The following is a 15,445-nucleotide window of genomic DNA, read 5'->3' on the forward strand; positions in this document are numbered from 1 at the left end:
CCAATAAATCTAACGGAATATGATGCTATTCTTTGGAGGAGTAGGTGTAAGGGTTTTCAAAAGGTGTGAGCCTGAGAAAATACCATAATTCAAAAAACAGAAACTTTTTGGAGGTATTCTGAATGACTAAGAAAAATGATTGGGAAAACATTACGGTACTACAAAAAGGAAGATTGCCAGAACGGGCTTACTTTCTATCGTTTTCCGACGAAAGTTCTGCTCTGACATATGATAGAGGAAATTCCCAAGGATTTAAACTATTAAATGGAAAATGGAAGTTTCATTATGCAGAAAATCCAGCCCTCGCTCCCGAGAATTTTTATCAAGATTATTTTGATGTGAGTGACTGGGATGAGCTTGTCGTTCCTTCCCATTGGCAGTTGAATGGATATGGAAAGCCGCATTATACCAATGTTGTGTACCCATTCTCGGTAAATCCGCCGTATGTACCGACAGAGAACCCAACGGGCTCCTATCGCAGGAATTTTTATATCCCTGCTCTATGGCTGCAGGAAAAAATCATCTTACATTTTGAGGGTGTAGACAGTGCGTTCCATGTGTGGGTCAATGGCCAAGAGGTCGGCTATAGCCAAGGCAGCCGGATTCCAGCTGAATTTGATATCACCCCTTATATCCATGAGGGAGAAAATACGTTAGCCGTTAGAGTCTATCAATGGTCGGATGGCACCTACCTAGAAGATCAGGATATGTGGTGGTTAAGCGGAATCTTTAGAGATGTGTATTTAGTAGCAAAGCCAAGGGTTCATATTCAAGACTTTTTCGTTACCACCAACCTTGATGAGCAGTATCAACATGCGACTCTTTCCATTAATACGGTCATTGAAAATGGCACCAGCCAAGTAGTTGAAAATTACCAGCTTGAATATCGGCTTCTTAATCAAGACGGGGCTTTTGTGACAGGAAATTCACAGGAGGTACATCTCCCGAGCAATCAATTAATCAGTGTTAACATCGACATTCCCGTAGAGAACCCTGAAAAGTGGTCTGCCGAACATCCGTATTTGTACCATTTATTGATTGCATTAAAGGATGCTGCCGGAAATCGTATTGAGGTAATTCCTAATAAAACAGGATTCCGTTCAATCGAATTGAAGGATGGTGTTTTACTAATAAATGGTGAAGCCATTAAATTCAAGGGTGTCAATCGTCATGACTCTCATCCAGATCTAGGACGGGCCGTGCCACTCGAAGCAATGGAGAAGGATGTCATTCTGATGAAACAGCATAATATCAATGCGGTCAGGACAGCCCATTATCCAAATGATCCGAGATTCTATGACCTTTGTGATGTATATGGTCTTTATGTCATCGATGAAGCGGACTTAGAAACCCATGGCTTTGAACATTCCGGAAATGCTTTACTTGGTAATAATCCTGATTGGGTAAAGGCGAATAGTGATCGAGGCAAGTTAAGTGATGACCCAGAGTGGGAAGAGGCGTATATTGATCGAGCCAAACGGATGGTCGCACGCGATAAGAACCACCCTTCGGTTATCATGTGGTCATTAGGAAATGAATCAGGATTTGGATGTAACCATGAAGCAATGGGCAAATGGATCAAAGAAAATGACCCGACACGCCTTGTTCACTATGAAGGTGAAGTTAGAAGCATAATGATGCAAGACGACGATAATCCAAAAAGAGATCCTGCCGTTTCCGATGTGCATACCACAATGTACACATCGATTGAAATAATGGAACAATTAGGGCAAAGAACGGATTTAAACAAGCCTCATATTTTATGTGAATATATTCATGCGATGGGGAACGGTCCTGGCGGCATTAAAGAGTATTGGGACCTATTTTACCAATACAAACGTTTACAAGGTGGTTTTGTCTGGGAATGGTGTGACCATGGAATCCGCCAATTTACCGAAGAAGGCGAGGAATACTACGCTTACGGCGGCGATTTCGGTGATAAGCCAAATGATTATAATTTTGTCGTTGACGGACTTGTAATGCCTGATCGAACACCATCTCCAGGGTTAATTGAATTTAAAAAAGTCATTGAACCTGTTCATGTAGAAGCTGTTGATTTGAAAACTGGAAATGTGCAGATCAGGAACCGTTATGATTTTATTTCCTTAGCTCATTTGAACTTGTCGTGGTCGATTGAGGCAGATGGCAAGATAATTGATCAAGGCGTGAGGCCAGCTCCTGATGTGGCACCAGGCGAAACGATGACACTGACAATTCCTTATAAGCTTCCAGAGCTGATCCAGCCGGATACGGATTATTGGTTAAACCTCCAATTTACGTTGGGTGCTGATACACTATGGGCAAAAACAGGGCATGAGATTGCTTGGGCGCAGTTTGAACTGCCTGTCACAAGCAGTGTTGAAAGGGAAGTGGCTGACTCTCTTCATCAGAACCTAGATTGTCAGGAATGGAATAACAAGCTGCTGGTTCAAGGGGAAGAGTTTCAGGTGGAGTTCGATCTTGTTTATGGAAAACTGAATTCTTGGTCTTATCGAGGAGTTAATCTATTGGAAGAAGGACCAAAGCTTCAATTATGGCGTGCTTTAATTGATAATGATCACCGTTCAGCTGCTGACTGGAAGCGATATGGCTTACATTGGCTTCAACACCGTGTCAATAGCGTCGAGTGGCAGCAAACAGCGGGCGATAAGGTTGTCATCACTTCCAGCGTTCGGATTGCCCCGCCAATTTTAGCTTGGGGAATTAACGTCACCTATACGTATACGATTCATAGCAATGGTGAGCTATCAATCGATGTAAAAGGCAGCCCTGAAGGAAAAGGACCGGAAACCTACCCGCGTCTTGGCTTGCAAATGAAGCTGCCGGTTGCTTTAGATGCTGTGTCCTGGTATGGACGAGGACCGGGCGAAGCCTATAGCGACAGCAGAGAGGCTAATCGCGTAGGCGTTTATGCTAAAAAAGTGGAAGAGCTATACACTCCATATATTTTTCCACAGGAAAATGGCAATCGCCATGAGGTACGCTGGGTATCGTTAACGAATGCGGGCGGCATAGGCTTTGTGGCAGCAGGTGAGCCAATGCTTGATTTCAGTGCCCACTACTATACAACGGAAAACATGGATCAAGCACAACATACGTATGATTTAATCAAGCAGGATTTTATTACATTGAACCTTGATCATCAGCAGCATGGTCTTGGATCTGCCAGCTGCGGACCAGATGTGACGGAACCATACCGCTTAAAACATCAAGAGTTCCAATTTGCTGTTCAATTTATGCCATTTTCCATTGACGAGAATTCGCAAGTGGAAATTAGCAAGTCGTTACGCGCAAAGTATAGGAAGAAGGAAAGCTGTATTCCTGTAGTATAGAGGAACAAACTGTAAGTGAAAGAATGTTTTTATAGTAAATAAAGCGTAAGTTGCTGCAACTTACGCTTTTTTACTAAGTTATTTATTCATTTTATTAAGGAAAACAGCATAAATGGAATTCTCCAACATTTAAAAGAGGTGGATAAATTGGAAAAAGTTAAACTTGCGCTGCCTACCGAGGATCAAGTTGCTTGGCAGAATTTAGACCTAGGAGTTTTTTGTCACTTTGGAATCAATACCTTTTGCGATCAAGAATGGGGGGAAGGCAAAGATTCCCCGCAATTGTTTAATCCAAAGGAATTAGATGCAGGACAATGGGTCAAGCTTGCCAAGGATGCAGGATTTAACTACTTTATATTAACAGCAAAACACCATGATGGTTTTTGCCTTTGGCCAACTGCGACTACGGATTATTCAGTAAAATCTAGTCCTTGGAAGGACGGAAAAGGTGATATCGTACGTGAATGTGCAGAGGCCTGTCAAAAGGAAGGTATGCACTTTGGCGTCTACCTTTCACCATGGGACCGGCATGAACCTTGTTATTCGGATATTGAGGCCTATGATGATTTTTATTGTCAGCAGCTGACAGAGTTGATGACACAGTATGGTCCATTAATAGAAGTTTGGTTTGATGGAGCAGGATCAGAAGGAAGAAAATATAACTGGGAAAGAATTATTGGGATTGTAAAGCAATATCAACCGAATGCGATGATCTTTAATATGGGGCAGCCAACCATTAGATGGGTGGGTAACGAAGAGGGGGTGGCACCATATCCTTCGTGGAATACAGAAAGTGCAGCAAGAATCAGTATGTTTTCTAATGAGAAAGTAGCATGGCTGCCAGGGACACCAGAATGGCTCCCGGCAGAATGCGATGTTCCGATTCGAAAAAGCCATTGGTTTTGGCACCCTAACGATGAAGATAGTTTACTATCATTGGATGAGTTAATGCAAATCTACTATCAGTCAGTAGGACATGGGACCAATTTATTGTTAAATGTTTCCCCTGATGACCGGGGATTGATTCCTGAAGCCGATGCGAAAAGACTATTAGAATTTGGCAGTGAAATAAAAAGAAGATTTTCCAATCCACTAGGAAGGATATCAGGGAGTGGAAATGAACTAGTCTTAGAGTTAGAGAAAGAAACGTCCATCGATCATATCCTATTAATGGAAGATATTGCATGGGGGGAACGTGTCAGGAAATTTGAAATAGAAGCTTATTTTGATGAAAAGTGGGTCACAATTGCAGCGGGTTCTGCCATTGGTCATCGGTTTATTAAACAAATAACTCCTGTAACGGCTCAAAAATTAAAACTTAACATACTAGAATCGGTAGAAAATCCTATATTAGGAGAGTTCTCCTGTTACGATTCAGAAGAGTAAAAGATCAGTAAAGCTTAAATTGCCTCAAGCATAGTTAGAGAATATTAGCAGCATGTTTGTAAGAGATACAGGCCACATTTTGTCATGATTTTTAAGAGGGGGCGGACCTTTGAAAAAGGTAAGAGTAGGATTTGTCGGGGCAGGCGGAATTGCCAATGTTCACCTGCAGCATATCAGTAAAAATGAAATGGCACAGGTAACCGCATTTTGTGATATTCATGAGAAAACAGCTTTGCTAAAAGCGCAGGAATATGGCGGGGCTGCTTACACGAAGGTGGATGAAATGCTTGAAAAAGAGCCGGTAGACGCGTTATTTATTTCGGTACCGCCCTTTGCTCACGGGGACATTGAAGAAAAGGCAGCACGAAAAGGAATTCACTTAATGGTCGAAAAACCATTGGGTCTCGACTATCAAAAGACAGCTAAAAAAGCAGAAATTATTAAACAATCAGGAATCATATGTGGGGTCGGCTATTGCTTACGCTACTTAGACACAGTAGCAAGGGCTAAGGAATATTTGCTTGATAAAAAACCAGCTATGGTCCGAGGTCATTATTTATCATCGTTTGTTACTACGCCTTGGTACCGCGAATGGGAGAAATCTGGCGGTCAGCTAGTTGAGCAATCAACCCATATCGTTGACCTCGCCAGATACCTAGGCGGGGAGATAAAGCAGGTCTATGCCAATATGAGTCTGCAGGTTCATTCTGATGTTCCTAACATTACGATACCAGATGTAACCTCTATGAATTTCGTCTATGATTCAGGAGCGGTTGGCCATATCGACAGCACCTTTGCTCAATTTGACCACCGGACCGGAATGGAAGTTATGGGAGAAGATTTTCGGGTTGTCATCGATGGAGGAAATCTGACTATTATCGAAAAAGATTCAACAATTAGCTTCAAGTCCGAGGTCGACTTTTACGAGGAACAAGACCGGATGTTTATTGAAGCTATTGTAAAAGGTGATCAGAATTTACTTTTATCCTCGTTTGAGGATGGCTTAAAGACGCTTGCAGTCACATTAGCCGCCAATCAATCGCATGAAAAAGGACTTCCGGTGAAAGTTTCTTCTATTACAAGTCCTAAGATAACCTGGGAGGTTAAATGAGATGAAATTGGGTATTAGTTCATACAGTTTACAAGGGGCTATCAATTCGAAGGAAATGACGATTTTAGATGTTGTTCAATGGGTCGCAGATCAAGGCGGGGAGCATGTGGAAATTGTTCCGATTGGGTTTAGTTTGGCGGATAATTTGCCATTAGCCGACGCAGTCCGCCAAAAAGCAGAAGCAGCAGGTATCGAAATCTCGAATTACGCTATCGGTGCTAATTTCTTGACTGACGATTTTGAAAAAGAAATCGAGCGGGTAAAACAGGAAGTCGATATCGCTCATCGCCTCGGTGTAAAGCTGATGAGGCATGATGTTGCTTGGAAGTCTCCAAACGAAATCTCGATTCGTGATTTTGAAAAGGATCTGCCAAAAATGACCGAAGCCTGCAGAATCATTGCTGATTATGCTGCACAATTTGATATTGTAACAAGCGTTGAGAATCACGGGTACTATGTTCAGGCAAGTGACCGGGTGCAGCGCCTGATACATGCGGTCGATAAGGAAAACTTTAAGACTACGTTAGATACTGGGAATTTCCTATGTGTTGACGAAGACCCAGTAGCGGCTGTTAAGAAAAATATATCGTACGCATCAATGGTTCATGTTAAAGATTTTTACCAAAGATCTTCTTCACTTGGTCTGGGAGAGGGCTGGTTCCCATCAAGCTCAGGCAAGTACTTAAGGGGTGCGATTACAGGGCATGGTGATATCAATTTGCCAGAAGTCTTAAAGATTATTAAACAATCAGGCTATGATGGCTATATTTCTATCGAATTTGAAGGAATGGAAGAATGTAAAAAAGCCGCAAAAATTAGTTTGGAAAATGTAAGAGGGATTTGGGAAGCTGTTTAGTCAGAATCATGTATCACCTTAAATAAGTCTTTGATCGAGGAGGATGAAAATATGGGTAAATTAAAAGTGGGTGTAATCGGGGCCGGTTCAATTTCAGATATGCATTTTCAGTCTTATGCTAATAATGAAAAGACGGAAATTTATACTATTTGTGATCTTAATAAGCAGCGCGCAGAGGAAAAGAAGAATAAATACAATGCCGAAGTGGTTTATAACAACTATGAAGACTTAGTAAAGGACCCTCAAATTGATGCCCTGAGCATTTGTACATGGAATAATTCACATGCAGAAATTGCGATTGCTGCCTTGAATGCAGGCAAGCATGTTTTAGTTGAAAAACCACTATGTAAAACAGTGGAAGAAGCACTAAGGGTACAAGAAGCAGTTAAGATGAGCGGCAAAATCCTGCAGGTAGGTTTTGTCCGCAGATTTGGAACGAATACAAATGTTTTGAAATCTTTTATTGATTCTGGTGATCTTGGCGACATCTATTATGCAAAAGCCTCAATTTTAAGACGGTTAGGAAACCCTGGCGGCTGGTTTGCTGACAAGGAAAGATCAGGCGGCGGGCCTCTTATCGATATAGGAGTTCATATCATAGATTTATGCTGGTATTTAATGGGGAAACCAAAAGTGAAATCTATAAGTGGCAATACTTATTCAAAGCTTGGAAATCGAGCGAACATTAAAAACCTTTCTTTTTATCAAGCAGCAGATTATGACCCTAGTATCAATAAAGTGGAAGACCTAGCGAATGCCCTAATTCGTTTTGAAAATGGCGCTTCCTTAATGATCGATGTCAGCTTTACCCTTCACCTTAAGAAGGATGAAACGTCGATTAAGATCTTTGGTGATAAAGGCGGGGCGGAGATTGAACCAGAACTCGTTATTGTAACAGAAAAGAATAATACGATCTTAAATGCACAGCCGCAAATTGATTCCTTGACCTTTGATTTTAATCAAGCCTTCCAAAATGAAATTAATCATTTCATTGCATGCTGCCAAGGGGAAGAGCAACCCATTAGTCCAGTCGAAGATGGTGTGGAATTGATGAAAATATTATGCGGTATCTATGAGTCTAGTGAAACAGGTAAGGAAATCACATTTGATCGATCAAATGTGACCATATAGAGGTTTCGTCGAAAAGGAATTAATTTTGGGATGAGGTGAATGGTTCATGAAGTTAGCAAACAAAATTGGAATTATTGTTGATAGTCTTCGGGTGCCAGTACGTGAAGGTCTAAAACTGGCAAAGGAGATGGGCGCGGATGGCGTTCAAATTTATGCTGTTGATGGGGAGATGGCCCCGGAAAATTTAACTGCTGCTGCGCGACGTGATTTAAAAGACTATATCTCTTCATTAGGGTTAGAAATATCGGCACTTTGCGGCGACCTCGGGGGACACGGATTTCAAGATAGCGAAATGAATCCGCAAAAAATTGAGAAATCAAAGAGAATCCTAGATTTGGCTGTTGAATTAGGAACCAATATTGTTACTACCCATATTGGAATTATCCCGGAGGATCCTGCCTCTCATGTATATGAATCGATGCAAAAGGCCTGTGAGGAATTAGGCGTATATGCCAAAAGCTTATATGCTTATTTTGCGATTGAAACAGGTCCGGAAACGTCCTTACGACTGAAGACATTTTTGGATACTCTTAGCACCAATGGTGTTTCCGTCAACTTTGATCCAGCGAATATGGTCATGGTAACCGGGGATGATCCTGTTGAGGGGGTTAAGCTTTTGAAGGATTATATCGTTCATACTCATGTAAAGGACGGGGTTAGGAATAAACCTGTAGACCCGCGTGATGTTTATGGCGCACTCGGTTATGGCGGCGGAGTGGACCATGAGCAAATTTCCAAGATGGTAACCGAAGGAGAATATTTCCGCGAGCTTCCGTTAGGCGAGGGAAAGGTTAACTTCCCAAGCTATTTCGCTGCCCTTCAGGAGATTGGTTATCAAGGCTACTTAACGATTGAGAGAGAAGTAGGGACGAATCCCGTTCATGATATTCGTGAGGCGATTACCTTTATCCGGAGATTTAAATAATAGACATTAAAAAAGGAAGGGAATTCCCTTCCTCAGGCTGTCGGAAAAGTCCTCGACAGACACTTTTGCGCTGCTGTTTTCTTATATAGATGCGTACGATTTGTCCTCAGACTCTGGATTGAGGACGAATCATTCTAGTGGAGCGTACGATTTGTCTTCAAGACCCTAGAATTGAGGACAAATCCCGTTGTCGGAGCGAACGATTTGTCCTCAAGACCTTGGATTGAGGACAAATCCCGCAGTAGGAGCGAACGATTTGTCCCCAAGACCCTAGATTGAGGACAAATCCCGCAGTCGAAGCGAACGATTTGTCCCCAAGACCCTAGATTGAGGACAAATCCCGCAGTCGGAGCGAACGATTTGTCCCCAAGACCCTAGCTTGAGGACAAATCCCGCTGGCGGAGCAAACGATTTGTCCCCAAGACCCTAGCTTGAGGACAAATCCCGCAGTAGAAGCGAACGATTTGTCCTCAAGACCCTAGCCTGAGGACAAATCCGCAGTAGGAGCGAACGATTTGTCCTTAAACAGCACGTACAATATTTAATAAAAATCGATAGTTCAGACTCAGGAAAAATAAAAAGACGCCGAGACAAATCCACTTTCTCGACAATTTGAGGAAGGGTATCCCCTTCCTTTTTCCAATCCATCACCTAGCAGCAACGATCGATTTTCTTTTATACAGCCAAGACCCAAGTAAAAAGGTAATAACTCCCCAGATAACTAATACTCCAATCCCAAACCATAGTGTCCCCGAAAGCACACCTGTCTCATAGACCATACTATCACGCAAGCCTTCTGCAAAATAGGTGAGCGGCAGGATATTGGATACTGGCTGCAGCCAATCCGGCATTGTTTCAATCGGAAAGAACACACCGCTTAAAAACATCATGAGGAAGCTGACAATGTTTGCTACTCCCATATAAGCATTTTGTGTACTGCTAAAAGAAGAAATAAAGTAACCTAATGCATTAAAGGAAAGTGCTCCTATTAAAAAGATGATCGTCAGGCTGAAAAAATTGATGTAGAGGTTTGCCCCAAAAATAAAAACCCCAATGAGTGACAATAACAGAATCTGAATAATACTGAATAACAGCCGCATCACCATATCACTTAGACCGAAAATCCCCATTTTTGCGGGTGTCATCCGCAGCCTTTTGATCAATCCTTTGCGGCGCATTTCCACTAAATCAACCATACCAAACATACCGCCCTGGGCAATCGACAGGGCAATCATCCCGGTTAACAGAAAATCTGTATAGTCCAATTCATTTGTACTAGCCGTAACCGATTCAAATTGAATGTCATAGGTCGGGGTTGCACCAACCGCCGACAGGTTTGCCTGCTGAACAATTTTATCAAGAATCGCTGATAGGGCTTGGGTTGTTACCCCTTGTTCATCTTCTTTGTTTACGACCAGTACGAAGGAGGTGTCTTCTGCGGATTCAGGCAAGACGATGGCCGCATCCACTTCTTGGTCTTTCACCCATTGCTCGGCAGTGCTGCGACTAACCGGTTCGCCCGATTTAACATCCAGAATAGGAAGTTGATTAATCTGGGTTAACAGCATTTCTGAAGCAGGATTTGGATTATCTGCTACAATGGCTATTTCAGACTGAAATTCATCATCAGAGCTGCCGCTAAAAATAACCATGAAGATGACCATTAGAATGACGGGGAAAAAGATCCCCCAAAACCATGCTTGTTTTTCGCGAAGGGTTAATTTTAATTGCGCAGCGAACATTTTTTTAAATTGATTGAAATTGTTCAAGCCTAATCCCTCCATTCCTTCCCTGTAAAAGCAATAAAGACATCTTCGAGACTCATTTCACGGATGGAAACCTGTTCGACTTGGTATTCCTTTTCCTTTGTGAATTTGAACAAATCCAACAGCGTATCCTCAGGTTTGATCGCCCATAACTTTAATGCTGCTCCATCTTGCTCGGTACGGGAGACTGAGGTAAGCTGGTTCGCAAAGGTGTCTGCTTCTTTAGCTGCTTTCTCCCCATCCAGAAAGGCTAATCGTATTTCTCGCTCTTTTGTAAGTTTTTCAATAAGGGCGGAAGGTGTATCGATAGTCACGATATTACCTTGGTCCACAATACATACACGATCGCTCAGTTTTTCTGCTTCTTCCATATAATGTGTGGTTAAAATAGTCGTTTTACCTAACTTTTTTAGTTCGAGGATGATATCCCATATGTGACGGCGTGCCTGCGGGTCAAGACCAGTAGTCGGTTCATCAAGGAAAATAATGTCAGGGTCACTAATCATCGCCAGTCCAATCGCAAGCCGTTGGCGCTGACCGCCTGAAAGTTTTTTTACTTGATTTTTACGATGTTCGGTTAAGTTGATAAGTTGAAGAATATCTTCCGTTGGCCTTGCCTTTTCGTAGAAAGTAGCAAAAAGATCTAAATTTTCTTCTGGTGTTAATAAATCAAACATTGCACTAGATTGCGGTTGAACGCCAATTTTCATCTTTATCGCAACTGCATGTTGTCCCCAGTTCATGTCCCCAAAGCGGATTTCACCATGGTCAGGTATTACCAAGCCTTCAATCATTTCCAGTGTAGTCGTTTTTCCTGCTCCATTTGGCCCAATGATGGTGAATACTTCTCCCGCCTCTACAGAAAAGCTAATGTCCTGAACAGCCTTGATTGATCCGAATGATTTTTGTAAGTTTTTCACTTCTAGAACGTTCATTTCGTCTCCTGCCTTTCCTTGCACCTACGGACTATTGCCCTGTTTTTCTATATGTTCTATTTAAGGAAATCATTCGAACTTTATGCTAAATTGCTGTGGTTCAGTGCTGTTCAACATTCTGCCATATCATTTCAAACAAACTGTGAACTTAACACTATACCCATGTTACTAATTGCCAAAATCCAATATAGTGTAAGTATAAAGAACAAGTAAATTTTGAAAGGCGGAATGACTTATGTTTAACACCTTTTTAAGAGAAAATAAAATCTCAGCAGCGATCTTAACTATTCTTCGTTTATACCTTGGCTATGCTTGGTTCACAGCAGGTTATCATAAAATTACAGGCGGATTTGACGCTTCAGGATTTCTGAAAAATGCAGTAGCGAATCCAGTAAAGGGTCCAGATGGCAACATGGTGTACAGCTGGTATGTAAGCTTCTTAGAAAACTTTGCGTTACCAAACATTGATGTGTTTAACTTCATCGTTCCTTGGGGCGAACTATTAATCGGTTTAGGGCTTATGCTTGGATGTTTAACAACTGCAGCTATGTTTTTCGGTCTAGTAATGAACTTCTCTTTCTTCTTAGCCGGAACTGTATCTCATAATCCAACAGACATTTTCTTAGGCTTCATCATCTTGACAGCAGGCTTCAACGCAGGTAAATATGGTTTAGACTACTGGGTAGTACCATTTATCAACAAAACTGTTAGAAAAAATAAAGCAAAAGTAGCAGCCTAACTCTAGGCAGCAAAAAGACGATTCGAATCACCCTCGAATCGTCTTTTTTTACTGAATAGCTTATTTTTTATCTACTTTTATTTCATAAATAGCTGGGTTTTTTCCTTCCGGCCATTCAATCTTTAAATCTAGCACAGGTGGGATATGATCCGTTGAGAAAAATTGGTAACCGGAATCAATGGTACCAAGCTTTCTCCAACCTGTTACAGTTCGTACAGAAACTTCACTGCCTGATAAGTCGTTTGGATTTTCTAAAATAGTAATCCCCGTTACAGTCTTTTCTGCCTCCCCAATATGATAAAGAATTTCACCAGCTTCTGTTCCTGCGGGTTTGAACTTCGTATTGAGATTGCCATCGATTAGATAATCCTTGGTATTTCCGTTTGTATTTGCTGCAGTGGTTAAAATTGTTGGATTATTGACCTCAGGGTAATACTTGCCATCATTGATGACCAATTCCTGCATCCGCACCCACTTATCTGAACCAACCTTTGTTCTTGTCATCTTAAATCTTAAGTACTTGATTTTTTGGTCTAAATCTCTGACTTCTTTTGCTCGGTATGGGGATTCGTGCTGGTCAAATATCGCTTCGGCCAAGTCTGCATTTGATGCTTCACCCTCATTTGGCCCATCTTGACTGCCAAAGGTCATGACGGTCGTCCAATCATTACCATCTAATGACGCTTCTAGAATAGCGTGCCTTGGGAAATCATGCTCACCCTCATTAATTACTGCTTTTAGGCTATTAAGTGTAATTTCTTGACCCATATCGTAGGTAATATACTTGCCGGCTGTTTGACTATTCTTAAACCAACCAGGCGTATTGAAATCGCCATCAAAGAGGTCAAGCGGGTTTTCTACACTCGTATAATTTGTATCTTTGACGGATTTAGGTTCAACCTCAAAGGAAGTTACAGTTAGACGATCTAAAGTAAACTCTACGGGCTTTGCTTGTTTATTAAGCAGCCTGATATATCTGGCATCAGCGAGAGAAGCGTCGCTTTTTACCTTCTCCCACTTTAAGCCATTTAAGGATGTTTCTAGTGTTAATCTTTTTACAGTAGGAGCTTCAATATCAATAATATCTTTCACTCTGCTTAATTTTACGCCTAGGTATTCACCTTTGTTTAGCGTAATTGAACCAGCCGCATTAATGGAAGTGGTTGTCTTGTTTTCTGTTAGTTCAACGTTTTTGTACGCTTCTACATTCGTAAAGATACTTGCTGTTGTTTCTGCCTCCTGAAGTTCCAGCAGTTGTGCAACCTTTGGTGAAATTTTAGACTCTAAGTTATCGGTAAATGGCTGCAATCTCTTTTTAGCTGGTTTTGCTTTCATCGTGCCGCTTAATAATGGACGATCATAGTCCAAGCTTTGCTGGCGTAGAGCCGTTGCTTTTGCAAAGTGATTCCAGGTGTCTGATTTATTTCCTTTTTCAATGGCAAGGTCTGTTTTAATAAACTCGATGTCAGCTAATACCATGTCTCTTAACGCATTGACAAATGGCGCTAACTCTTCCTTTAACTTTTCATTCTTTGTTTTTGCTAAAAATTCGTTAGCGGCGTCAGCAATTATCTGGAGCTGTGCAATTGCTTCTGGTGCAACGTCCTTTAATGATTCCGCGTTATTCACTTTAGATGTAATAGAATCTAACAAACTCCTAATATCTTCACTCTCTGACAGTTTAAGCCCATTAGGATCGGCATCGGACATATGTTTTGCTAAGATATGAAACTCTTCTGCTGCATCTGGTTCGATATAGTGAAAGCTATCCTCCCAGCTTTTTTGTGCGTCAAACTTTTCTGTATTCCACGCATAATCAGCAACAGCGAAGATGGCGATTTTTGAAGCTTCTGCTTCCTGCATTGGGTTAGTCACAGCACCAGCGAGATTTTTAATCCCAGTCTGAAGCATTTCCCCTTTTCCTAAAAACACCCGTGACATATCGACATCATTAACAGGCCAGTTGAGCCAGAATAATGGATCTCGTCTTGTGACACCATTATTACTTCTGTTCTTAAATGTATCAATGGTCGACTGGACAATCGGGGCACAGGTCGTCGAACCAGTCCAGAAAATTTGTATATTTTCATCAAATCCCTTTTCATAGGCATTCAGCTCCGCAGCATTCCACGCCCAGCTGGAATTATAGCTTGCCGGACAATATAGAATATCATAAACATCGCCTTTTGCCTTTGCCCATTGGGAGACAGCATTCATCAATTGGACCACATAATCAAGTGGCAGATTTCCAACGTCATCACCTAAAACACCAAATTGACGTACTCCCACATCATATAATTGATCAAATTTTGTAAGCATTTTTTCTGTATTTTCCGGAAGTAGGTTCATAGCGGCTTGTTGCCCTTGTGTTCGAGCGATATGTGCCACCTCTCCTAATGGGGAGATTGTCCAAACAAAACGAGTTTTTGTCTCATTCCCTACTTGAGCCATTTCGCCAATTTCAGCTAACATTTCTGCTGGATAAGGCTCTCCCCATTTTTCTCTATGATACGGGTCGTCCTTTGGTGCAAAAACATAGGAAGTTGCCTTAAATTGACCGCCAAACTTCATGAGTGACATACGGTCCTCATTGCTCCACGGAATTCCGTAGTAGCCTTCAATAAAACCTCTGATTTCTGTATTGGCATAGTCATTAATAGTTAATTGCCGGACAACCTTGTCAGGGGATTGTGCCAGGATCGCGTTTAATGTCACCACACCATAGAAGCTTGCGTCTGTGTCTTTACCTAGAATTGTGATCGCATTCTCTTGAATGTCTAATTGGTAGGCATCAATTTTTGAAAAATCGCTGCCCTCGCTATTTGTATTTGCTGCTGCATAGGAATCTACTGGACCATTTGAGCCTTTTGTTCCTACTAAAATATTTATTTTATCATCTGCTGGTTCGGTCCCACTTTCGGGGGCAGCATAGCCATTTTGCTTAAAAATCGTTTCTACTTTTTTTCTTGTAACGGAATCTATGGTGTTGTCGTAAATGACTTGAATGGTTTTGTCTAATGTAAGAGAGCCTTCATGGTAGGTTATATCTTGGGGTAAAGGGTATATTTCATATTCCACAGGTGAATCCTCCTGTGCTGCTGCAGTAAAGGTGCTCATGCTCATTACGGTTGAAAACAACATGGTAAAAATGATGGATAAATGGAGCCAAAACTTGGTTTTCAAAAACGTTCCCCTCTTTCTTTTGAAATTTTAAGCCTATGTTTTTCTGCCATCCTCCTTTTATTTTTTATATTTTGGTTGTTT

General features: G+C 41.6%; 10 protein-coding genes. 7 read left to right on the forward strand and 3 right to left on the reverse strand.

Annotated features, from left to right (window positions below; genetic code table 11):
* Nucleotides 1-122 precede the first annotated feature (122 nt).
* The 6 genes from ebgA to BANA01_RS13540 all read left to right on the forward strand — a co-directional run bounded on the left by ebgA (nt 123) and on the right by BANA01_RS13540 (nt 8,741).
* Complete coding sequence (gene ebgA, locus BANA01_RS13515) at nt 123-3,332, forward strand: beta-galactosidase subunit alpha (RefSeq protein WP_034673825.1); 3,210 nt, start codon at nt 123-125, stop codon at nt 3,330-3,332.
* A 147-nt stretch (nt 3,333-3,479) separates the two neighbouring features.
* The gene (locus tag BANA01_RS13520; protein WP_034673827.1) at nt 3,480-4,718 is read left to right on the forward strand and encodes an alpha-L-fucosidase; all 1,239 of its coding nucleotides are present in this window, start codon (nt 3,480-3,482) and stop codon (nt 4,716-4,718) included.
* A gap of 109 nt (nt 4,719-4,827) precedes the next feature.
* Nucleotides 4,828-5,829, forward strand: coding sequence for a Gfo/Idh/MocA family protein (locus BANA01_RS13525; RefSeq protein ID WP_034673829.1), 1,002 nt, complete (start codon nt 4,828-4,830; stop codon nt 5,827-5,829).
* A gap of 1 nt (nt 5,830) precedes the next feature.
* A complete protein-coding gene (locus tag BANA01_RS13530; protein ID WP_034673831.1) occupies nt 5,831-6,685 on the forward strand; it encodes a sugar phosphate isomerase/epimerase family protein in 855 nt (284 codons plus the stop codon).
* 51 nt (nt 6,686-6,736) lie between these two features.
* On the forward strand, nt 6,737-7,816 hold the full coding sequence (locus tag BANA01_RS13535) for a Gfo/Idh/MocA family protein (RefSeq protein ID WP_034673834.1): 1,080 nt from the start codon (nt 6,737-6,739) through the stop codon (nt 7,814-7,816).
* Between the two features lie 46 nt (nt 7,817-7,862).
* Entirely contained in the window at nt 7,863-8,741 is an 879-nt protein-coding gene (locus BANA01_RS13540) for a sugar phosphate isomerase/epimerase family protein (RefSeq protein WP_034673836.1), read from the forward strand.
* A 647-nt stretch (nt 8,742-9,388) separates the two neighbouring features.
* On the opposite strand, the gene BANA01_RS13545 is transcribed toward BANA01_RS13540, so the two are convergent.
* Both BANA01_RS13545 and BANA01_RS13550 read right to left on the reverse strand, forming a co-directional pair.
* The gene (locus BANA01_RS13545; RefSeq protein ID WP_235847138.1) at nt 9,389-10,510 is read right to left on the reverse strand and encodes an ABC transporter permease; all 1,122 of its coding nucleotides are present in this window, start codon (nt 10,508-10,510) and stop codon (nt 9,389-9,391) included.
* 2 nt (nt 10,511-10,512) lie between these two features.
* Nucleotides 10,513-11,442 carry an ABC transporter ATP-binding protein gene (locus tag BANA01_RS13550; protein ID WP_034673838.1) on the reverse strand — a complete coding sequence of 310 codons (930 nt, stop codon included), beginning with the start codon at nt 11,440-11,442 and terminating at the stop codon, nt 10,513-10,515.
* A gap of 235 nt (nt 11,443-11,677) precedes the next feature.
* Between BANA01_RS13550 and BANA01_RS13555 the strand changes: the two genes are divergently transcribed.
* A complete protein-coding gene (locus tag BANA01_RS13555) occupies nt 11,678-12,181 on the forward strand; it encodes a DoxX family membrane protein (RefSeq protein ID WP_034673840.1) in 504 nt (167 codons plus the stop codon).
* A gap of 60 nt (nt 12,182-12,241) precedes the next feature.
* Here the strand turns inward: BANA01_RS13555 and BANA01_RS13560 are convergent, their stop codons facing one another.
* Nucleotides 12,242-15,364 carry a glycoside hydrolase family 84 protein gene (locus BANA01_RS13560; RefSeq protein ID WP_034673843.1) on the reverse strand — a complete coding sequence of 1,041 codons (3,123 nt, stop codon included), beginning with the start codon at nt 15,362-15,364 and terminating at the stop codon, nt 12,242-12,244.
* Between the last annotated feature and the right edge of the window lie 81 nt (nt 15,365-15,445).

This window comes from Neobacillus niacini NBRC 15566, from assembly GCF_001591505.1.
GTDB classification, from domain to species: domain Bacteria; phylum Bacillota; class Bacilli; order Bacillales; family Cytobacillaceae; genus Neobacillus; species Neobacillus niacini.

Coding starts and splice junctions, on each gene's coding strand:
- ebgA (WP_034673825.1), top strand. CDS start 123: ATGACTAAGAAAAATGATTGGGAAAACATTACGGTACTACAAAAAGGA.
- BANA01_RS13535 (WP_034673834.1), top strand. CDS start 6,737: ATGGGTAAATTAAAAGTGGGTGTAATCGGGGCCGGTTCAATTTCAGAT.
- BANA01_RS13540 (WP_034673836.1), top strand. CDS start 7,863: ATGAAGTTAGCAAACAAAATTGGAATTATTGTTGATAGTCTTCGGGTG.
- BANA01_RS13530 (WP_034673831.1), top strand. CDS start 5,831: ATGAAATTGGGTATTAGTTCATACAGTTTACAAGGGGCTATCAATTCG.
- BANA01_RS13550 (WP_034673838.1), bottom strand. CDS start 11,442: ATGAACGTTCTAGAAGTGAAAAACTTACAAAAATCATTCGGATCAATC.
- BANA01_RS13555 (WP_034673840.1), top strand. CDS start 11,678: ATGTTTAACACCTTTTTAAGAGAAAATAAAATCTCAGCAGCGATCTTA.